Below are 20,549 nucleotides of genomic sequence, written 5' to 3'. Positions count from 1 at the left end.
GGAGTCCCCCTTCATGCACGTCACCACCCTCGACCGGAGCGCGCTCGTCCGCGGCCGGGTCGCGGTCTGCCTGCTCTTCCTGCTGTCCGGCATGGCCATCGGCACGTGGACGGCGCGGATCCCGTCGATCAAACAACAACTGACGCTGAGCGACGGCCAGCTCAGCCTGGGCCTGCTCGGCATCGCGGCCGGAGCGATCACCGGGATGCAGGTGGTGGGCCGCCTGATCGACCGCCACGGCAGCGTCAAGGTGATGGTGCCGATGGCCTTCGGGCAGGGCGCCGCCCTCGTCCTTCCGGCCTGCATGCCGAACCTGGCGGGGCTGACGCTCGCGCTGTTCGCCTTCGGCGCGGTGCACGGCACCCTCGACGTGGCGATGAACGCCAACGCCGTCGAGGTCGAGCGGGCCACGGGCCGGCCGCTCATGTCGTCCTTCCACGCGGTGTTCAGCATCGGCGGGTTCCTCGGCGCCGCCGTCGGTGGACTGCTCGCGCACGCCGCCCTCACCCCCGCGACCACCTTCGTCGCCGTAGCCGCCGCCATCGCGCTCCTCGCCCTGTGGGCAGCCCGATGGGCGTTCGTCCCGGCCCCCGAGCCCTCCACCCCGGAGGCCGGCGTCACGGGCACGCCGGGCAAGAGCCGCGGCGTGCTGTTCCTGGGCGTGCTCGGCATCTGCTGCATGGTCGGAGAAGGAGCGGCGGCCGACTGGAGCTCCGTCTACCTGCGCGACGAGCTGGGCAGCTCGGCCGGGTTCGCCGCGGCCGCCTACGCCGCGTTCTCCGTCATGATGACCGCCGGCCGGCTGGCCGGAGACCGGCTGGCGGCCCGGCTGGGTCCCGTGACACTCGTGCGCGGCTGCGGGGCGCTGGCGGCCTCCGGACTCGGAGCCGCCCTGCTGGTGGGCCATCCGGTGGCCGGTGTCATCGGCTTCGCCTGTTTCGGCGCCGGTCTGTCGTGCATCGTCCCGCAGGTGTTCTCCGCCGCCGGCCGCCGCGACCCGGCGCGCGCGGGGCAGGCGCTGGCCCGGGTGGCGAGCCTTGCCTATGTGGGTTTTCTCACCGGCCCGGTGCTGATCGGCAGCGTGGCCGAAGCCCTGGGTCTACCGCGCGCCCTGGCCGTTCCCGTCCTGCTGGCGGGGTTCGTGGCATTGGCCGCGTCCGCGCTGCGGCCCACGCCCTTTACAAAGTAGATTAATAGCGATCACGCGGCGAACTGCTCGTAGCCGAGCTTGACCACCAGTACGGTCACCACGCACAGCAGGACGATCCGCACGAAGCCCGTTCCCCTGCGCAACGCCATCCGCGCGCCGACCTGGGCCCCGGCGATGTTGCACACGGCCATGCCGAGGCCGAGCAGCCACAGCACATGCCCCTGATAGCCGAACACGAGCAGGGCGCCGAGATTCGTGCAGGAGTTGATGATTTTGGAGTGGGCCGACCCGCTCACGAAATCCATGCCGAGGATCGTGGTGAAGGCGATGATCAGGAAGGTGCCGGTGCCGGGGCCGACGATGCCGTCGTAGAAGGCGACCCCGCCGCCGGTGACGGCGATCGCGGTGAGGGTCCGGGCACGGGTGCGCAGATGGTGGTGAGGATGGGCGCCGAAGGCCGGGCGGAAGGTGACGAACAGCGCCACCGCCAGCAGGACGGCCATCACCAGTGGCATCAGCGCGTCCTTGGAGATCGCCGCCGCCGAGGCCGCGCCGAGCCCGGAGAAGACCACCGCGGCCAGCCCCGCGGGCATCGCCACCCGGCTGTCGATCTTCGTGGTCCTGGCGTAGGTGACGGCGGCCGAAGACGTGCCGAAGACCGCGGCGAGCTTGTTGGTCGCCAGGGCCTGGACCGGCGAAACCCCCGCCACCAGGAGCGCGGGAAGCTGCAGCAGCCCTCCCCCGCCGACCACGGCGTCGACCCATCCCGCCCCGGCCGCGGCCACGAGCAACAGGATGATCTGCGACATATCCATGCCAAGCCCCCAAATCACATGTTTGCCTGGCAGAGCGTACCGATCTCTCCCCCGGCCGAGGGAGGTGCTCCCCCTGCGGCGGGAAGCACACGTTCACGCGGCCTGGAAGGATCGGACACGTGCGACGCATCCTGACTCCGCTGACCAGCCCGGCCACCTATCTCAGGTGGACGTGCCTCATCCTGGGGGGCGCGCTGGCCATGCCGTACATGATGGTCGGCTCGATCGTCTGGGGGTTGCTGAGTTTGCCCGCGGCCGGGGCATACCAGGTGGTGCCCCTCGATCCGATCATCTTCGCCGGGGTTCTCCCCCTGATCTCGCTCACCGGCCTCTTCCTGCCGGTCCGCGCGCTGGAGCTGACCGCCGCCCGCGGCCTCCTGGGCGTCCAGATCGACTCGCCCCCGGCCCGGTCCAGGCGAACCTGGGCCGAACGCCGCCGCACCGCGACCTGGTTCACCTTGCATCTGGGAATCGGCGCGGTGCTGGCGGGAACGACGCTCGCGCTGGTGCCGTTCGCGATCTGGCTGCTCCTCCTGCCCGTTCTGGGTGATCGGCTCGGCTTTCTGAGCATCGAGCTGGAGGCCGGATGGGACAGCGCGTGGGGACCCGCGGCAGCGGTGGTGACGCTCGCCCTGCTCATCTACGCGGCGTCGGGTGCGGGGAGGCTGCTGGCGCGGTTCGCCCCGGCGCTGCTCGGGCCGTCACCGGCCGACCGGCTGGCCGTCCTGGAGGAACGGGCCCGGCGGCTGGCCGCACGCAACCGGATCGCCCGGGAACTGCACGACTCGGTCGGGCACGCGCTCAGTGTGGTGACCATCCAGGCGGGCGCGGCCGGGCGGCTCCTCGACCGCGACCCGCAGGCGGCGCGTACCGCGCTGACGGCGATCGAGGAGTCGGCGCGGGCCGCGCTGGAGGACCTGGATCACGTGCTCGGGGTGCTGCGCGAGGAGGAGAGCGACGACCGCGCTCCCGTCAGGACTCTGGCCGACCTGCCCGAGCTGGTCCGCTCCACCGGCGCCACCACCGAGATCACCGGCGATCTCACCGCGCTTCCCGCGCTGGTGTCACGAGAGGCGTATCGGATCGCGCAGGAGGCGCTGACCAACGCGATCCGGTACGGCTCCGGCGCGGTCCGGCTGGCGGCGGCCGTAACGGACGATCACCTTGAACTGCGGGTGCGCAACCGGACCCGCGAAGGGTCAGCCCGGCCGACCGGCGGACGCGGGATAACGGGCATGCGGGAGCGGGCGGCGTTGCTGGGCGGCGGCCTGGACGCCGGCACCCGGGACGGGGAGTGGCAGGTGGCCGTACGGCTCCCGCTGCGCGGCGGGCAGGAGTTCGACGAACCTGGGCGCTATACAGGTGCCTGACCACCGCGCCCGGGCCGACGACGTCGACACCGTGGTGGCCGAGCTCGATCAGGCCCGCAAGTCCACAATCTGATCGCACGCGCAGGCCGCCGGATATTACCACCCCACCAAAGTCACCCCCCGTAACTAATCGATACGGAGTGTAATGTACATTTGTGGTCATGATCGTATCGATGCGACAGATCACACGGCGTGAAAGCACCTTGTGCGCGGTGTGCATGGCCGTGCTTGACATCATCGTGCTGGTGCATGTCGGGATATGCGTTGTCGCGCACTCCCCTCCGGCCCACCACCACGGGCCCGGCACGAAACGAGCCGCTGCCGCCTCCTGCACCATGACCGTCGGACTCCGCGACGCGGCCGGTGCGGCGGCGTTCCGGGGAGACGCGTCCTGCCCGTAACTTCCCGCCGGGGACGATCGCAGGGTATGCGGCGCGGCCCCGGATCGCCGGCCGTCGGCCCGCGGGGCGGGTGTCGACGCGGAGCGGGTGTTCACGGCTGCCCGGGCGCGGAGTGGCCGGGCGGTGAGATCACGACCGGCCGGTGGTCGTCTCCGGGTCACCGGTGACCCCGCTGCGCCGCCGGCGACGGCGAGCGACCGCGGCCGGAAGGAAGCCTGCGCCGACGGCCACGACGAGGGTGAGGGCGAACAGCGCGGTGGACCGCCAGGGCCAGGCTGCGCCGGTGAGTTCGAGGTGGTCCGCGGGATATTCGGTGAACTTGGCGGCGGCGCGAGCGGTTGCCCGGTCGCCGTGGGCGGCGACGTCGCGGAGCACGGGGTCGAAGCTGAACTCACCGTCCGCGCGCCCGCTGTGCGGCAGCTCGAGGTCGAGGCCACGGCCCGCCGCCCATTCGGCCAGGAGCGGGCCGGCCTCGGCGGGGGTGCGAGCGCCCGGCACGACCAGGCGGTCGGCGTGGGCGACCCCCGTACCGGCGGGCTCGGCGACGAGCACGGCGCCGTGCCGTGTGGTGACCACCTGCCGGCCGGCGACGGGAATGGCACGGGCGGCGAACGACGTGCCGGAGTAGATCTCGAAGGCGGCGGCGACGTCGATCTCGCCGACCCCCTCGACCAGCCCGACGGCGACCGTCGGGCGCCACCACGGGAAGGCGACGTTGAGGCCGTACGGCAGGTCCGAAAGGGCCAGCCGGTTGACGGCGATCTCGGTCGACCCCTTCAGCGACCAGTGCGGGTATGCCACCTCCCGGCCGACGCGCTCGGCCTCGGCGGCTCCGGCCAGCTGTTCCACCAGGCGCAGGGCCCCGACGACCCCGGACGTCACCCCGGCGGTGGTGGTGATCGGGCCGTCCTGGACGTAGCGCCGGCCACTCACCCATTTCACCTGCGGGTGGCTGCGCCGCAGCCCCTCGATGTTCTCCCAGAACGAGGTGGCCCGGTGGCCGTCGAGCAGGCCGGTCTCGGCCAGCAGCTTCGACCCGGCGCACACTCCCAGGACCCGGGCGCCCCGGCCGGCCTGCCGGGTGATCCACTCGCGCAGCGGTGCCTCCCGCTCGCCCGCCGGATCGACCACCGCCGGGACCACGACCACATCCGGTTCGGGTGCCCTGCCGGCGTCCACCTCGGCCGGCGTGTGATCCGGCAGCAGGTTCAGCCCGCCGGACAGCGGCACCGGCGCCCGGCGAGCGGAGATCGTGTACACGAAGAACGCCTTCGAGCGGGCGAACACCTCGTACGGCGCGAGTACGTCGCTGACGACGGAGCCCGTGTCACCGGTCACCACCGCGACGACCGTGCGCCCGGGTGGAGCGGCCGCCGCCGCCGGCCACCCCTGTGACGGAGCAGCCTGTGACGTGGACGGAAAGCTGTCGGCCATCGACACGGACACACCGGCCACGCACACCCCGGCCACGACGGTGGCGGACAGGGCGCCGCCAAGCAGGACATGGGCCAGCGTGCGGGCACGACGGCACAGCGAGAACGACATGGTGAACTCCTGAAAATCAAGATCGGAATCGGGATCGCGAAAGAGACCCGGCGCGAGATCGGCTCAGCGCGGGTCGTGGCCGTGAGACAGGGCCAGGCCGGTTTACGAGATCAGGCTGATTTACGGGGTCAGGCTGACCTGTGGGGTCAGGCCGGCTTGGGGGTCAGGCTGGTTTGCGGCGTGATGCCGACGGCGGTGCGCCGTACCGGGCTCCGAAGAGCCGGCGGAAGTGACGCGCGTCGCGGAAGCCGCACCTGGCGGCCACCGCCTCGACGGTCAGGCTCGTCTCGGCCAGCAGGGTGGCGGCCAGTTCCAGCCGAAGCCGCTGCTGGTACTCCAGCGGAGTGATGCCGATCGTCGTGGTGAACGCCCGGCTCAGCCCGCGAGGTGAAAGGTGCGCCACGGCCGCGAGCCCGGCGAGGGTGTGCTGGACGTCGAGGTTCTGAGCCAGGTGGTCCTGCACGCGGTGGACGGCCGAGTTGAGGTGCGCGCGATGCTCCAGGAACGGGCTGACCTGCTCACCCGAGCCGGCCCGGCGCAGGTACACCACCAGTTCGCGGGCGACGGCGGCGGTGAGCATCGGCCCATGGTCACGCTCGACCAGCGACAACGCCAGGTCGATGCCGGCCGATATCCCCGCGCTGGTGCTCACCGGCCCGTCGTGGACGTAGAGCACCGCATCCTGCACATGGGCGGCCGGGTAGCGCCGGCGCATCGGATCGATCAGCGACCAGTGGGTGGTGCACCGGCGGCCGTCCAGCAGTCCGGCCTCGCCGAGTGCCACCGCCCCCGAGCACACCGAGGCGACCCGCGCACCCGCGTGGCAGGCGGCTCGCAGCCACCGCACCACCGTTTCGGCGACCAGGGGCCGATCCGGTTCCGGCGCCCGTAGCCGCGGGCCCGGTATCAGCACCAGGTCTCCGGGGCCGGTTTCCGGCAGCGGCCCGCACCCGCCCAGCCGCAGCCCCTGCGCCGACGTCACCTCGGGCGAGTCCGCGACGTACTCGACCCGATAGCCGGCGCCCCGATAGGTCGCGGCGTCGAACACCTGCACCGGGCCTCCCAGGTCGAGCAGGTTCACCTCTGGCAGCACCAGCACCACTATCCGGCGGCCACCCGCCATTCGGCCGCCGCCGTCCACCGCATCGTCCACGGCCGTTACGTTAGGCCGCCCCGATCCCTCACGGCAGGGCCGTACAGGCCCCGTACCGGACGGATCAGGCACTGCCCGTGCCACCGGTTTCACCTCGCGGCGCGCTCCAGGGGCTCGGCAGAAATCCTTGAGGAGATGATTGGGCGAGTTCAGAGCGGGCAAGGGCGAAGAATCTCAACCCGAATCCCGACAAGGAGTCACAATGCTCACATTGACGGACACCGCTGCTCAGGTGATCCGGGATCTAAGCTCGCAAGTATCGGACTCCGCCGATCCCGGTGTCCGAATCTCGTCCCAGGCCGACGGCACAGGATCGCTGCTGCTGTCGGTCGTGGACGGCCCGGAATCCGATGACAAGGTAGTCGAGGCGGACGGAGCAAAGATCTTCCTTGATCCCACCGCCGCGGACATGCTCGACGACAAGGCCCTGGACGCCGACATCGACGAAGGGGGGTCGGTCGCCTTCCTCGTCACCGAGCAGAACCCCTGACCCGGTCGCGGGCCTCAGGTTCCCGATGACCTGGGGCCTGCGTCCCCCTCGCCGCCGCCCCAGGTCACCGGCGGGATCCTGCGATCCGATCGCGTGACGGGCCGTCCACGGCTCCCTGCGGACCACCAGGCGCCCGGAGCGCGGGGAGCCCTCCGGCCGGGCGGGGTCGCGAACTCCGAATCGCCCGGCTTCGGCCGGAAGCCCCGGCCCTCCAAGGCCCGGGAGGATGCCGGGTTCTACGGGTTGAGCAGGACCTTGATGGCCCCGTCCCGCTTCTTCTGGAAGATCTCGTAGCCGTGCGGGGCCTGGTCCAGCGGAAGCCTGTGAGTGGCCAGATCCATGACCCCGAGCGGGTCCGAGTCGTCGGTCACCAACGGCATCAGCTCGTCTATCCAGCGTTTGACGTGGGCTTGGCCCATGCGCAGGGTGATGCCCTTGTCGAACATCCTCAGCATCGGCATCGGGTCCGCCATGCCTCCGTAGACGCCGATGATCGAGATCGTGCCGCCGCGCCGTACCGTCTCGATGGACTGGTTCAGGGCGGCCAGCCGGTCCACGCCCGCGGCGGACATCAGCGGGGCGGCGACCGCGTGAGGCAGCATCGTGGTGAGGGTCTGGGTGAACTTGGCGACCGGGGAGCCATGCGCCTCCATGCCGACCGCGTCGATGACGGAATCGGGACCGCGCCCGCCGGTCAGCTGGCGGATCGCCTCGGGAACGTCGCCGGTCACCGAGGCGTCCAGCACCTCCACGCCGTGCCTGCTCGCCATCTCAAGCCGCTCCGGAACCCCGTCGACCCCGATGGCCCGGTAACCGAGATGCTTGGCGATCCTGGATGACATCTGCCCGATCGGCCCCAGGCCGAAGATCACGACGCTGCCGCCGTCGGGGACGTCGGCGTAGCGCACCGCCTGCCACGCGGTGGGCAGCACATCCGACAGGTAGACGAACCGCTCGTCCGGCGGCCCCTCGGGGACCTTGATCGGGCCGAACTGGGCCTGCGGGACCCGCAGATACTCGGCCTGCGCCCCGGGGACCTCGCCGTACAGCTTGGTGTAGCCGAACAGTGCGGCGCCCATGCCGTGGTCGCGCACCTGTGTGGTCTCACACTGGGCGTACAGTTCCATGTCGCACATGTGGCAGTGACCGCAGCTGATGTTGAACGGGATGACGACCCGGTCTCCGGGCTTGATGTGAGTGACCTCCGCGCCGACCTCCTCGACGACTCCCATCGGTTCGTGACCAAGGATGTCCCCCTCGGCGATGAACGGCCCCAAGAGCTCATACAGATGCAGGTCGGAGCCGCAGATCGCGGTGGTGGTGAGCTTGATGATCGCGTCGCTGGGTTCCTTGATCGCCGGATCTGGAACCTCCTCGACCCGCACGTCGCGCTTGCCGTGCCAGGTGAGAGCCTTCATTGTCTTCTCCTATCCGGACGTTCGGCGCACTCTCGGCGGAATCTCTCCGGCGTGGAAGCCGGAGGACCCCGCTCGGCGAGTCCCGCCTGCCGTACCGGCTCCCAGGAGCCGTGTTCTTCACCGAGGGGAAATCCGGGCGTGGTCGTCTTCACCTCCTCGGTCTCATGCCGCGGCGCTGTCCCCATACCCCCGCGGGTGAGGTCAAACAGATCATCCGAATTCGCTTTCGTGACGGCGCGAGCCGGCCGCGGCGCCTGCGCGGCGGGTCAGTACGGCCAGGTCCAGTCGCGGATCTCGGCCGGGTCCTCGCCGTGCTCACGGGTGTGAGCACGGGCGCGCAGCCGGGCGTCGGCCATGCGCTGACGCACGTGCGCCGCCTTGACCCCCAGACCGGGCACCCGGTCGATGACGTCCATCACCAGGTGGAAGCGGTCGATGTCGTTGAGCATGGCCATGTCGAAGGGGGTGGTGGTGGTGCCCTCCTCCTTGTAGCCGCGCACGTGGATGTTGGCGTGCCCGTGACGGCGGTAGGTCAGCTGGTGGATCAGCGAGGGATAGCCGTGGAAGTTGAAGATAACCGGCCGGTCGGTGGTGAACACCGCGTCGAACTCGGCGTCGGCCAGGCCGTGCGGGTGCTCCGAAGGGGGTTGCAGCCGCATCAGGTCCACGACGTTGACCACCCGCACCGCCAGGGCGGGCAGGTGCTCGCGGAGCAGCGCGGCCGCGGCCAGGGTCTCCAGCGTCGGCACATCACCGGCGCAGGCGAGGACCACGTCAGGCTCGGCCGTGGCATCGGTGCCGGCCCATTCCAGGATGCCCAGCCCCCGGGTGCAGTGGGTGATCGCCTCGTCCACGGTGAACAGGTCCAGCACCGGCTGCTTGCCGGCCACGATCACGTTGACGTAGTCGCGTGAGCGCAGCACGTGGTCGGTGACCGACAGCAGGGTGTTGGCGTCCGGCGGCAGGTAGACCCGGACCACCTCGGCCTTCTTGTTGACCACGACGTCGAGGAAGCCGGGGTCCTGGTGGCTGAAGCCGTTGTGGTCCTGGCGCCACACGTGGGAGGACAGCAGGTAGTTCAGCGAGGCCACCGGCCACCGCCAGACGATCTTCCGGGAGGATTCCAGCCACTTGGCGTGCTGGTTGAACATGGCGTCGATGATGTGGATGAACGCCTCGTAGCAGTTGAACAGGCCGTGTCGGCCGGTCAGCAGGTAGCCCTCCAGCCAGCCCTGGCACAGATGCTCGCTGAGCACCTCCATCACCCGCCCGTCCGGGCCCAGATGCTCATCGGTCGGCATCGTCTCGGCGTCCCAGGCCCGGTCGGTGACCTCGAACACCGCCGACAGCCGGTTGGAGGCGGTCTCGTCGGGTCCCATCAGCCGGAAGTTGTCCGGGTTTGCGGCGATGACGTCGCGCACCAGGCCGCCCAGCACCCGGGTCGGTTCGCTGGACTGCACGGCGGGGGCCTTGACCTCGACGGCGTGGGCGCGGAAATCCGGCAGGGTCAGCGGCCGCAGCAGCTCACCGCCGTTGGCGTGCGGGTTGGCGCTCATCCGGCGTGGGCCGTCGGGCACCGTCTGCACGATCTGCGCGACGGGCCGCCCGTCGGGTTCGAAGAGCTCCTGCGGCCGGTAGGAGCGCATCCACTGCTCCAGCAGCGCCAGATGCGCGGGGTTGTCGCGCACCCCGGCCAGCGGGACCTGGTGGGCGCGCCAGGTGCCCTCCACCGGCAGGCCGTCCACCTGGCGCGGGCCGGTCCAGCCCTTCGGCGTGCGCAGCACGATCATCGGCAGCCGGTCGGCCCGGCCGTCCTTGACCTCGGCGATCTCGTCGAACACCACCTCCAGGGTGTCGGCCATGATCTGGTGCACCACCGCGGGGTCGTCGCCGGCCACGATGTGCGGGCGGTAGCCGTACCCGCGCATGAGCATGATCAGCTCGTCCTCGGGGATGCGCGCCAGCACGGTCGGATTGGCGATTTTGTAGCCGTTCAGGTGCAGGATCGGCAGCACCACCCCGTCTCGGCCCGGGGTGAGGAACTTGTTGGAGTGCCAGCTCGCGGCCAGCGGCCCGGTCTCGGCCTCGCCGTCGCCGATCACGCAGGCCACCACCAGGTCCGGGTTGTCGAAGGCCGCCCCGTAGGCGTGCGCCAGCGCGTAGCCCAGTTCCCCGCCCTCATGGATCGACCCGGGCGTCTCGGGCGCGACATGGCTCGGAATGCCCCCGGGAAAGGAGAACTGCCGGAAAAGCCGCCGCATCCCCTCGGCGTCCCGCCCGATGTGCGGGTATTTCTCGGTGTAGGAGCCCTCCAGCCAGGCGTGGGCGACTGCGGCCGGGCCGCCGTGCCCCGGACCCGCGATATAGATCATGTCCTGGTCGCGCTCGGCGATGATCCGGTTGAGATGCGCGAAGCAGAAGTTCAGCCCCGGGGTGGTCCCCCAGTGGCCCAGCAGGCGCGGCTTGATGTGCTCCGGGCGGAGCGGCTCGGTCAGCAGCGGGTTGTCCAGCAGGTAGATCTGCCCGACCGACAGGTAGTTCGCCGCCCGCCAGTAGGCGTCGATGCTCTGTAGCTTCTCCATGCAAGCGAAACTTCCCCAAATATTCTTGATCTACTAGAGGCCTTGGTCTCTGCGAGCGCGAGACCAAGGACCGGCGTCCGAGACACGGACGAGCACGAGGGGGCACGAGGGGGTACGGCGCGGCCCCGCCTGGCTGGAGGCGAGCCCGGTCGTGAAAGTATCCCCTGACCGCGCGGGGCGCCCCCTAGTATGATCAACACTCCGATTCACGGACGAAGGAGATCGCGCGGTGACGGAGCTGGAACGCGTTCCTCCAGGCGTCGACCCGAGTGTGCCGAGCTCAGCCCGCGTCTACGACTACCTCCTGGGTGGCAAGGACAACCTCACGATTGACCGGGCCGTCGCCGAGCGGCTGCTGTCGGTGGCTCCCGACAGCCGTCTGACGGCTCGCGCCAATCGGAACTTCCTGGCCAGGGCCGTGCGGCTGATGGCCCGGCGAGGCGTCCGCCAGTTCATCGACCTGGGCACTGGCATACCGACCTCCCCCAACGTGCACGAGCTCGCGCGCGAGATCGTCCCCTCGGCTTCGGTGGTGTACGTCGACTACGACCCCGTCGTGCGCCTGCACGCCGAGGTGCTGCTCGCCCACGACAAGAACGTGGCGAGCATCCAGGCCGACGTCCGCCGGCCCCGGGCCGTCCTGGACGATCCGGAGGTCACCCGGCTCATCGACTTCTCCCAGCCGATCGGAGTGCTGATGATCGGGCTGCTGCACTACATCACCGAGGCCGAGGACCCGGCCGGCATCATCGCGGCCTTCCGCGAGCCCATGGCCGCCGGCAGTCACCTGGCGATCTCGCACGGGATGGCCGAGAGCGCGCCGGAGGCGCTCGCCCAGCTGAAAGCCGCGACGGCGAACTCTCCCGCCCAGCCGACCTTCCGCTCCCACGATCGGGTGCTGGCGCTGTTCGACGGGTTCGAGCTGCTGGAGCCGGGCCTGGTGCCCGTGCAGGACTGGCGCAACAGCGAGGATCCGCTCCTGCTGCCGGGGCACGAGACGCCGCAGCTCAGGATCGAGGGCGCCGTGGGCGTGCGGCCGTAGCGGGAAGGGCACCGTACGGCAAAGCCCTGCCCGGCGGTGGTTTGGCCTCCTCACCGAGGGCAAGCCGTTACACATGCGCGTAGTAGTCGTCGGCGCGACCGGAAACGTGGGCACGAGCGTGGTGTCCGCCCTCGCGGCCGACCGGAACGTCACATCCATCGTGGGCCTGGCTCGCCGGCTGCCGGACTGGCGTCCGGACAAGACCACCTGGCACGCCGTGGATGCCTCCACCGCAGACCTGGCACCGTACCTCGCCGGGGCCGACGCGGTCGTGCACCTGGCGTGGCTGTTCCAGCCCACCCGTAATCCGGTGACGACCTGGCGGGTCAACGTCCTGGGCAGTTCGCGGGTTTTCGAGGCCGTGGCGCGGGCGAAGGTCCCCGTTCTGGTCCACGCCTCCTCTGTGGGCGCCTACTCCCCCGGGCCGAAGGACCGGCCGGTCACCGAGGAGTGGCCCACGCACGGCTGGCCCGGTGCCGCCTACGGCCGGGAGAAGGCATACGTGGAGCGCCTGCTCGACGTGTTCGAACGGGATCACCGGGACATCCGGGTCGTGCGGCTGCGACCGGGCTTCATCTTCAAGCGGGAGGCCGCCACCGAGCAGCGGAGGTTGTTCGGCGGGCCGTTCGTGCCCCAGCGACTGGTACGGCCCGGCCTGATCCCCTTCATCCCCGACACTCCCGGGCTCAGGTTCCAGGCTGTCCACGGTGACGACATCGGCGAGGCCTATCGCCTGGCGGTGAGCCGGCCGGTGTCGGGTGCCTTCAACATCGCCGCCGACCCCGTGATCGATCCCGCCGTCCTGGCAGAGGTGCTCGGCGCCCGGCTGATGCCCGTATCGGGCTGGATGCTCAGGAGCGCCGCCGCGGTGGCCTGGCACATGCACCTGGTGCCCGCCTCGCCGGCCCTGGTCGACATGGTGCTCAGGGTCCCGGTCATGGACGTCAGCCGGGCCCGCACCGAGCTCGGCTGGCAGCCCCGCCACACCGCGGTCTACGCCCTGAAGGAGCTGCTGGAAGGGCTTCGTTCCGCCGAGGACATCGACACCCCGCCGCTGTCCGCCCACACCGGCGGCCCGGCGCGGATCGGCGAGGTGACGAGCGGGGCCGGCACGTGGCCGTGACCGGCGAGGAGGGACCGGTGCGGCGCCTTCCGCCCCGGGCGATGGGCGCACCCCGCCACACGGGGCCGCCGCCACGATGAGGGCGGTGCCGTCCCCGGGCGCCGGGGATCGGGCCGGCGCGGGAAAGATCCTCGTCGGCACGGCCTCGTGGACGAACAGGTCGCTGCTCGACTCGGGCTGGTATCCCGATGACGCGTCCACCCCGGCCGAACGCCTGGCCTACTACGCGTCGCGCTTTCCGATCGTCGAGGTGGACGCCACCTATTACCATCCGCCCGCGCAACGCACCGTGGAGATCTGGCGGGACCGCACCCCCGACGGCTTCGTCTTCAACGTCAAGGCCTTCGCCCTGCTGACCAACCACCCCACCAGGCCGCAGTCCCTCTACAAGGACCTCCGGGAAAAGCTCGGGACGCCGAAGCGGAACCTCTACCTGCGCGACGTCGGGCCGGAGATCACCGAGGAGGTCTGGCAGCGGTTCCTCAGCGCGCTGAGCCCCCTGCAGGAGGCGGGAAAACTGGGCGCCATCCTCTTCCAGTTCCCGCCGTGGTTCCCGATCGGGAAGGCCGGCAGGAGCTACATCCTTGAGTGCGCGCGGCGCTGCCGGCCCATGCGCGTCTGCGTGGAGTTCCGCAACCACACCTGGATGGACGAGAAGAACCGGGCCAGGACGCTCGACTTCCTCGCCTCGCACGACATTCCCTACGTCTGCGTCGACATGCCCCAGGGCCATCCGTCGTCGATCCCACCGATCCTGGCCGTGACCTCCGGCCTCGCGGTGATCCGCCTCCACGGGCACTCCGGCAGGTGGACCAGCGGGAACATCGAAGAGCGCTTCGCCTATCTGTACTCCGAAGCCGAGCTCAGGCGGTGGGCGGCCAGAATCGAGCAGCTCGCCGAGGATGCCAGGACCACCAACGTGATCTTCAACAACTGCTGCGCGGACAACTCCCAGCGCAACGCGGAACGATTCGCCGCCCTCGTCTGCCACCGTGACGCCTCAGGTGTGGAACACGGGTCTGACTGAACGGCCAGGCGGCCCAACGGCCGGGCGACCAGACGGCAGGCGGCAGGCGGCAGGCGGCAGGCGGCCAAGACGGCCATTTCAGGCCGGACGCTCCGGCCACCGCGGCCTCGCCACGGAAAATCACGCGGAAAATCACGAGGAACCGGCGACTTCGCCGCGTCTCATCGCCATCATGACGCTTCTGCGCTCGTCGGGCGTCGTGCCTCCCCACACGCCGTGCATCTGGTGGGTGCTCAAGGCGTAGTCCAGGCAGCGCAGGCGCACCGGGCAGCGGCGGCAGACGGCCTTGGCCTGCTCGTACTGCGCCCGGCCCGGCCCTTCGGACGACACGGGAAAGAAGAGCTCCGGGTCCTCGGTGAGGCAGGAGGAGCGGCGAGACCAGTGAATGATGGGAACGACGTTGCCCCGGGTAGACATAGGCGATCCAAACGAAGGTGAAGAAACTCGACGGTGAGCGGCCCAGCTTCTGGATCGGGTGCCCCCAGGAAGGGCATTCATACCTTATCCGGTGAAAAATCACATGGCTTTGACCTCGGGTTTTCATGGAAGCCCGGGGGCGTCGGGGGATGATCAGCCGGTGGCCGTCCGCGCCTGCCCGTTGGGGACGCAGTGGGTCATCCTCAGGCCGGTCACGTCGCGCGGCCCGTTCTTACCCAGCCTGGACAGCCTCTCGCGATCCTCCTCCGTGAGATCCTGGTTCGCCAGCGGTTCGAGGTGGACGACGTCCTCGGGGCCGATCCCGAGTCCCTCCCCGACGCGCAGCCCGAGGTCGTCGTCGACGATGAGGAAATGCCAGACCATGCGCTCCTGGATGAGACGGTCTGCCTGCGACAGCAGGGTGACGAAGTTCAGCACGAGGTCGTCGCGCTCCCACGGCTCCATCAGCGTGTAGCGCTGGCCGGCCTGGGTGTAGTCGTTGGTCCGCGGGATCCGCCTGCGGGTCAGGCGCCCCGAGACGACCGGGCCCAGTTCGTCGTGGGCGGGACGCGGCGCCTCGCTCAGCCCTCCGGTGACGGAGGGTTCGTAGTTGACGTGCGGGCTCTCCCCCTGGCCATCGACGTGGTAGGTCATCAGGCCGTCGCGCTGGTTGGTGCGCACCTCGGCGTTTCTGGCCTGGTTCACCGGCAGCTGCAGGTAGTTCGGCCCCACCCGGTAGCGCTGGGTGTCGCTGTAGGAGAACGTCCGGCCGACCAGCATCTTGTCGTCGGAGAAGTCGAGCCCGTCGACCAGGACTCCGGTGCCGAAGGAGATCTGCTCGTTCTCGGCGAAGATGTTGACCACGTTCCGGTTCAGCACCATCCGGCCGACCGGCCGGGGCGGGAACTCGTTCTCCGGCCACACCTTGGTGTCGTCCAGCGGGTCGAAGTCGAGCTCCGGATGCTCCTCGTCGGTCATGATCTGCACCAGCAGTTCCCACTCGGGGAAGTCACCGCGGTCGATCGCCTCCTGGAGGTCCTTGGTGGCGTGCCCGAGCTCCTGTCCCTGTACGGCCGCCGCGTCCTCGGCGGTCATGCTCCGCACGCCCTGCTTGGGCATCCAGTGGTACTTCACCAGGTGCGTCCGGCCCTCCCGGTTGACCCATCGGTAGGTGTTGACGCCGAATCCCTGCATGTGGCGGTAGTCGGCCGGGATGCCGCGGGGGCTGAAGAGGTTCACCAGCATGTGCATGCTCTCCGGCGTCTGCGACATGAAGTCGAAGATCCGGTTGGGTTCCTGCCGGAAGCTCACCGGGTCGGGCTTGAGCGCGTGGATCACGTCGGGGAACTTGATCGCGTCCCTGATGAAGAAGACCGCCAGGTTGTTGCCGACAAGGTCCCAGTTGCCGTCCTCAGTGTAGAACTTCACCGCGAACCCGCGCGGGTCCCGCGCGGCCTCGGAGGAGTCCCTGCCTCCGATCACCGTGGAGAACCGCACGGCCACGTCGGTCCGCTTGCCCGTCCTCTGGAACAGCTTCGCCCTGGTGTAGCGGCTGATCGGCTCTTCACCCAGCTTGCCGTAGGCCTCGAAGTAGCCGTAGGCGGTCACCCCGCGGGCATGGACCACCCGTTCGGGGATCCGTTCCCGGTCGAAGTGGCTGATCTTCTCCAGGAAGTGGTAGTTCTCCAGTGTGGCCGGGCCCCGCGCGCCGACCGTGCGCTGGTTCTGGTTGTCGTAGACCGGGTGCCCCTGCCGATCGGTCAGCACCCGGCGTCTTTCACCCGGCTGCGGCTCCTTGCTCGTCCCGTCCGTCATGATGACGCTTCCCCCCCACGCGGCGATCACTTGCGGCGTGCCGGGTCGTGCCGGCACCTGGAGGTTCCATGTCCGGCGAAAAGCGGCTTATATCCCGAAGAACAGAGAATCTTCGCAAGAAAGAAGATCACATGACTGGCGGCCGGTCCCCGATCGCGGGGACCGGCCGATCGGTCACCGGGCCTTCGCCGTGGCCCTGCGGTTGGCCTTCTTGATGGCGTTGACGAGCTCACCCTTGCTCATCGTGGACCGCCCCCTGACGTCCAGGCGTCTGGCCACCTCGTACAGATGCTGCTTGGAGGCGTTGGCGTCGACCCCCTCAGCGGTCTTTCCCGGCTTCGGGGTGCTCCTGGCCGCCTGGGCGTCGGAGGGGCCCTTGGCCTTCTTCTGCTCCCAGTGGTCGCCGATCTTCTCGAAGGAGTGCTTCAACGCCGCGAAGGCCGTACGGTGTGCCCGCGCTCCCTCACCGTAGGTCTCCACCGCGGAATCGTGGGCCTTGATCCACGTCTCCTGCGCCTTCTTCGGTGAGCGTCGCAAGGTCGACGGCAGCTCTTCTCGTGCCGGCATCTGAAATCACCTCTTTCGCTCGTCGAAGACCCCCTGCCCACGCCGTTCCCGTTCATGTCACCGTGTTCCCGCCGCCGTGTTCCCGTTGCCTGGGTTCACGTCAGCGCCGAGCGCCGCAGGAGGGAGGCGACCGCCCGCTCCACGCCGCCGTGCGTGGCCAGCTGGCCGAAGCCGGTGTCGGCGCCGAGCTCGGAAAGCGCCCGCGCGATGGTCCGGCCCTTTCCATAGGCCTCGATGACGCGAGGGTCCACGTAGGAGGCGCGGGCGACGGCCGGAGTGTCACCCAGGTAGTCGGCCACCTCCTTGATCACCCGGTTGATCGCGCGCCGCCTGCCGGTCCTGGACCGGACGCGCGAGGAGACCGCCAGGCCCACGGCGGCCAGCACCGTCGCGTGCCAGGTCCTGAAGTCCTTGGCCGACACCTCGGACTCGAACGTCTCGCGAAGATAGGCGTTGATGTCGTCGCTGCGCACGTCCACCCATCCGGAGCCGTTCTCGTAGCGCAGCAGTTCCCCCTCCTCCCCGGTCCGCCGCAGAGCGGTGACCACCTTGCACACGTCGGCGTCCGCGATCTCCACCTCCCGCGGTTTGCCCCCCTTGGCCGGGTAGGCGCAGACGACCCTGCCCGCCGTACAGGTGACGTGTTCCAACCGCAGGGTGGCCAGCCCGAACGACTCGTAGGCCTCACCGCCCACCCGGAAGAACCCGATGTCGAGCATTCTCGCCGCGGCGGCCAGCACCCGTTCGCGTGTCAGCCCCCGCTGCCCCAGATGCTCGGCGACCCGCTCCCGGAACTTCGGCAGCCGCTCGGCCATCTCACGCACCCGGTCGAACTTCGCCCGGTCCTGCTCCACGCGCCAGACGTCGTGATAGCGATACTGGCGCCGCCCGGCCGAGTCGGTGCCGACCGCCTGGATGTGGCCGTCCGGCGACCGGCAGATCCAGACGTCGGTCCAGGCCGGCGGGATCGCCAGCGCCCTGATCCTGACGAGGGTACGGCGGTCGCGGACCGGTGTGCCATCGGGACGCAGGTAGGTGAAACCACGCCCCCTGCGCCGCCGCCGGATGCCCGGTTCGGCTGGGTTGCTCTCGCGGAGTTCGGTCACGGAGGCCCTCTACCCAGGAAGGTCACGCTCATGAGGCGCACGCCGCCCAGGCAGGTCACGCTCATGAGACGCGCGGCTCAGGCCCGCCGCCGCCGGCTCTCCCCCGGCGGTTTTCCGCGCCGTGATCGCTCTTCTGTAGGGTCGTGCCCATGACGCTGCGTGTGGTGATCGCCGACGACGAAGACCTGATCCGCATGGGACTGCGGATCATCATTGACTCGGAGCCCGATCTCACCGTGGTGGGCGAGGCCGCGGACGGAGCGGCCGTGGTGCCCGTGGTGCGCGAGCACCGGCCGGACGTGGTGCTGATGGACGTGCGCATGCCGGCCGTGGACGGCATCCAGGCCACCCGGCGGCTGGCCGCGCTGCCCGAGCCGCCCAAGGTCGTCGTGGTCACCACCTTCGAGAACGACGACTACGTCTACGAGGCCCTGCGTGCCGGGGCGAGCGGCTTCCTGCTCAAGCGCGCCCGCCCCGGCGATCTCGTCCAGGCGATCCGGACGGTGGCCACCGGCGACTCTCTGCTGTTCCCCGCCGCCATCCGCGGCCTCGCCGCGCGCCACGAGGGCAGCCGGACCATCCCCGGCATCTCCCGGCTGACCTCGCGTGAGGGCGACGTGCTACGCCTGATGACCCGCGGCCTGTCCAACGGGGAGATCGCCGCCGAGCTGGTCGTCAGCATGGAGACCGTCAAGACCCACGTGGGCAACGTGCTGGCCAAGCTTGAGGCCCGCGACCGCACCCAGGCCGTCATCACCGCCTACGAGTCAGGCTTCGTCTCCCCGCGCTGAGACGGCCACTCCCGCGCCGGCCAGGATGTCCGCACCGGGCAGCACCGTGCTCGCCGCCGCGGTCAGGCCCGACGCGGCCAGGTGGGCGTCGACGATGCGCAGGCCCACGCCGTACCCGGCCATGTCCGGGATGCCGAGCGGCTCCTGGCCGAACCTGCGCATGGCCGCGTCGCCCAGCACGTAGCCGGGGGTGTGCTGCATGCCGGCGAGACCGGCGTTCGCGACGATCTTGTCGTAGGCGCGGTCGAGCTCCGTTCCGGTCACCATCCCCGACCACGGGCCCATGGCCTCGGAGCCGGACAGCTCGCGGACGAACGCCTCGGCCAGGCCCTCGGCCACCACGTGCTCCCCGACCGTGACCGTCACGGGGTTCCAGTCCACGTTCTGGTAGCGCACCTGGTGGTGGAGCTCGTGCACCGCGCAGTGGGCGATCCGGCCGATGACGTCGTCGGAGGGCCAGACCAGCAGGTAGAGCCAGCCCGGCGCGCCCCCCATGCCGTAATAACCGCCGGCGGTCGTCATCAGATACTCGTCGTCGGGGTCGCCGAGCACCATCATGACCTGGAGGGTTTCGGGGGCCTTGATGCCCGGCACCGCGTCGCCGAGATACTGCCACGCGGCGGTGAGAGCGCCCTCGACCTGGCCTCGGACGTCCTCGTCGACCATCCGGCGCAGCGCCGGCGCGTAACGGTCGTCATCCCGGTCCACCCGGAAACCGCCGCCTCCGTGGTGGATGTCGACGCTGTCGCCGGGCATTCGGATGGCCTCGCGCATCGGCGCCAGCATGTCGCGCAGCGCGCCGGGGCGCCGCTCAAGAGGAAGCCCCACCAGGTCGAGCATGACCCGCGGGGTGTCGTGAACGATGATTTCCATGCCCGGCACGCTAAAGTCTCCCGTTACGGGAGGATCAAGCGAGTAAACGGATCCGCGAGCCGCCCGCTTAGATTGGGGCGCCCTCGTCCTCGTCGCCCTGCCGCGGCCCGGGAGTCCCCGTCCCGCTCTGCGAAGGAGACGGCGTGGTGGTCGGCCGCCCCGGGTCCGGGGTCGCCGGGACCGGTGGCGGGGTCGGCACGAACACCGTCGTCGGCAACGGCCTCGACGGCGACTGGCTCTCCTCCTCCCGGGGCAGCAGCAGCCAGATCATCGTCACCAGCAACACCAGCAGCACGGCCAGCACGGTCCCGGCGATGATCACCGACCTGCGCGTCTCGGTGAGCGGCGGCGCGCCCTCGGGCGGTGCGGGCAGCGCGGGCGAGCGGTCTCCCACCCAGTACGGCGCGAAGTCCGGACCGTGCCGCTCGCCGATCAGCGTGCCCCGCACCAGCACCGGCTCCAGGAACCGCTCCGCCCCCGCCCGGTCCGGTTCGTACGGCGTGGCCACCCACGGCGCCCTCCCGCCGTCCATGGCCAGCACCTGCGGGGCCGTGTCCGCCACGGCGGTCCGGCCGCGCGTCGCCCTGGCCATCCAGCCCCGGACGCCCGAACGGCTGGCGACGGCCTCGCGGATCCCGGTGACGAACCGATCGCGGGCCGCCGGGTCGAGCGCGGCCCCCCTGGTCAGCACCGCGACCGAGACCGCCCGGCCGTCGGCTCCCTGCCCGAGGTAGACCAGCCCTGCGGGACCCACCCGCAGGCGGGCCTGGAGAACGAAGGGACCCAGATGGGGCGGGTCACCATACTGGAGCGGACTGGCCACGCCTGCCATGAAAGCACACGATGACGATCATGTTGTGTCCG

19 protein-coding genes are annotated in these 20,549 nt (G+C 70.2%); 8 read left to right on the top strand and 11 right to left on the bottom strand.

Annotated features, from left to right (window positions below; translation table 11 throughout):
• Window positions 1-13 precede the first annotated feature (13 nt).
• On the top strand, window positions 14-1,189 hold the full coding sequence (locus ACFY2X_RS07085; RefSeq protein ID WP_389933549.1) for an MFS transporter: 1,176 nt from the start codon (window positions 14-16) through the stop codon (window positions 1,187-1,189).
• A gap of 11 nt (window positions 1,190-1,200) precedes the next feature.
• On the opposite strand, the gene ACFY2X_RS07080 is transcribed toward ACFY2X_RS07085, so the two are convergent.
• Entirely contained in the window at window positions 1,201-1,965 is a 765-nt protein-coding gene (locus tag ACFY2X_RS07080; protein WP_389933546.1) for a TSUP family transporter, read from the bottom strand.
• Between the two features lie 119 nt (window positions 1,966-2,084).
• Here ACFY2X_RS07080 and ACFY2X_RS07075 point away from each other — a divergent pair, with 119 nt between their 5' ends.
• On the top strand, window positions 2,085-3,335 hold the full coding sequence (locus ACFY2X_RS07075; protein ID WP_389933543.1) for a sensor histidine kinase: 1,251 nt from the start codon (window positions 2,085-2,087) through the stop codon (window positions 3,333-3,335).
• A gap of 173 nt (window positions 3,336-3,508) precedes the next feature.
• On the top strand, window positions 3,509-3,736 hold the full coding sequence (locus ACFY2X_RS07070; RefSeq protein WP_389933540.1) for a hypothetical protein: 228 nt from the start codon (window positions 3,509-3,511) through the stop codon (window positions 3,734-3,736).
• A gap of 129 nt (window positions 3,737-3,865) precedes the next feature.
• On the opposite strand, the gene ACFY2X_RS07065 is transcribed toward ACFY2X_RS07070, so the two are convergent.
• Entirely contained in the window at window positions 3,866-5,281 is a 1,416-nt protein-coding gene (locus ACFY2X_RS07065) for a DJ-1/PfpI family protein (RefSeq protein WP_389933537.1), read from the bottom strand.
• Between the two features lie 163 nt (window positions 5,282-5,444).
• Window positions 5,445-6,434: a GlxA family transcriptional regulator gene (locus tag ACFY2X_RS07060; RefSeq protein ID WP_389933535.1), complete on the bottom strand. Its 990-nt coding sequence runs from the start codon at window positions 6,432-6,434 to the stop codon at window positions 5,445-5,447.
• 202 nt (window positions 6,435-6,636) lie between these two features.
• On the opposite strand from ACFY2X_RS07060, the gene ACFY2X_RS07055 reads away from it, so the two are divergent.
• A complete protein-coding gene (locus tag ACFY2X_RS07055; RefSeq protein WP_389933532.1) occupies window positions 6,637-6,924 on the top strand; it encodes a Fe-S cluster assembly protein HesB in 288 nt (95 codons plus the stop codon).
• A gap of 236 nt (window positions 6,925-7,160) precedes the next feature.
• On the opposite strand, the gene ACFY2X_RS07050 is transcribed toward ACFY2X_RS07055, so the two are convergent.
• Together ACFY2X_RS07050 and ACFY2X_RS07045 are read right to left on the bottom strand one after the other, a co-directional pair.
• A complete protein-coding gene (locus ACFY2X_RS07050) occupies window positions 7,161-8,342 on the bottom strand; it encodes a zinc-dependent alcohol dehydrogenase (RefSeq protein WP_389933529.1) in 1,182 nt (393 codons plus the stop codon).
• A 266-nt stretch (window positions 8,343-8,608) separates the two neighbouring features.
• Window positions 8,609-10,924 (bottom strand): phosphoketolase, encoded by a 2,316-nt coding sequence (locus tag ACFY2X_RS07045; RefSeq protein WP_389933527.1) that lies wholly within the window; start codon window positions 10,922-10,924, stop codon window positions 8,609-8,611.
• Window positions 10,925-11,153: 229 nt separating this feature from the next.
• Between ACFY2X_RS07045 and ACFY2X_RS07040 the strand changes: the two genes are divergently transcribed.
• From ACFY2X_RS07040 to ACFY2X_RS07030, 3 genes are all read left to right on the top strand, one after another.
• Window positions 11,154-11,966 (top strand): SAM-dependent methyltransferase, encoded by an 813-nt coding sequence (locus tag ACFY2X_RS07040; RefSeq protein ID WP_389933524.1) that lies wholly within the window; start codon window positions 11,154-11,156, stop codon window positions 11,964-11,966.
• Between the two features lie 73 nt (window positions 11,967-12,039).
• A complete protein-coding gene (locus ACFY2X_RS07035) occupies window positions 12,040-13,089 on the top strand; it encodes an NAD-dependent epimerase/dehydratase family protein (RefSeq protein ID WP_389933521.1) in 1,050 nt (349 codons plus the stop codon).
• A gap of 85 nt (window positions 13,090-13,174) precedes the next feature.
• The gene (locus ACFY2X_RS07030; protein ID WP_389933517.1) at window positions 13,175-14,116 is read left to right on the top strand and encodes a DUF72 domain-containing protein; all 942 of its coding nucleotides are present in this window, start codon (window positions 13,175-13,177) and stop codon (window positions 14,114-14,116) included.
• 132 nt (window positions 14,117-14,248) lie between these two features.
• Here ACFY2X_RS07030 and ACFY2X_RS07025 read toward each other — a convergent pair whose 3' ends face one another.
• From ACFY2X_RS07025 to ACFY2X_RS07010, 4 genes are all read right to left on the bottom strand, one after another.
• On the bottom strand, window positions 14,249-14,533 hold the full coding sequence (locus ACFY2X_RS07025) for a WhiB family transcriptional regulator (protein WP_389933514.1): 285 nt from the start codon (window positions 14,531-14,533) through the stop codon (window positions 14,249-14,251).
• A 153-nt stretch (window positions 14,534-14,686) separates the two neighbouring features.
• Window positions 14,687-16,348: a catalase gene (locus ACFY2X_RS07020; protein WP_389933512.1), complete on the bottom strand. Its 1,662-nt coding sequence runs from the start codon at window positions 16,346-16,348 to the stop codon at window positions 14,687-14,689.
• A gap of 174 nt (window positions 16,349-16,522) precedes the next feature.
• Complete coding sequence (locus ACFY2X_RS07015) at window positions 16,523-16,915, bottom strand: ChaB family protein (protein WP_389933508.1); 393 nt, start codon at window positions 16,913-16,915, stop codon at window positions 16,523-16,525.
• 95 nt (window positions 16,916-17,010) lie between these two features.
• Window positions 17,011-18,021 (bottom strand): DNA topoisomerase IB, encoded by a 1,011-nt coding sequence (locus ACFY2X_RS07010; RefSeq protein ID WP_389933505.1) that lies wholly within the window; start codon window positions 18,019-18,021, stop codon window positions 17,011-17,013.
• A 149-nt stretch (window positions 18,022-18,170) separates the two neighbouring features.
• Here ACFY2X_RS07010 and ACFY2X_RS07005 point away from each other — a divergent pair, with 149 nt between their 5' ends.
• A complete protein-coding gene (locus ACFY2X_RS07005; RefSeq protein ID WP_389933503.1) occupies window positions 18,171-18,812 on the top strand; it encodes a response regulator in 642 nt (213 codons plus the stop codon).
• Here the strand turns inward: ACFY2X_RS07005 and ACFY2X_RS07000 are convergent.
• Complete coding sequence (locus tag ACFY2X_RS07000; protein WP_389933499.1) at window positions 18,789-19,685, bottom strand: DUF2268 domain-containing protein; 897 nt, start codon at window positions 19,683-19,685, stop codon at window positions 18,789-18,791. The genes ACFY2X_RS07005 and ACFY2X_RS07000 overlap by 24 nt on opposite strands.
• A 67-nt stretch (window positions 19,686-19,752) precedes the next feature.
• Window positions 19,753-20,517 (bottom strand): hypothetical protein, encoded by a 765-nt coding sequence (locus tag ACFY2X_RS06995; RefSeq protein ID WP_389933494.1) that lies wholly within the window; start codon window positions 20,515-20,517, stop codon window positions 19,753-19,755.
• Between the last annotated feature and the right edge of the window lie 32 nt (window positions 20,518-20,549).

The organism is Streptosporangium sp. NPDC000396, from assembly GCF_042898655.1.
Lineage (GTDB): Bacteria > Actinomycetota > Actinomycetes > Streptosporangiales > Streptosporangiaceae > Streptosporangium.
Note: the sequence above shows the minus strand (reverse complement) of the source record. Positions and strands in the feature narration are given on the sequence as shown.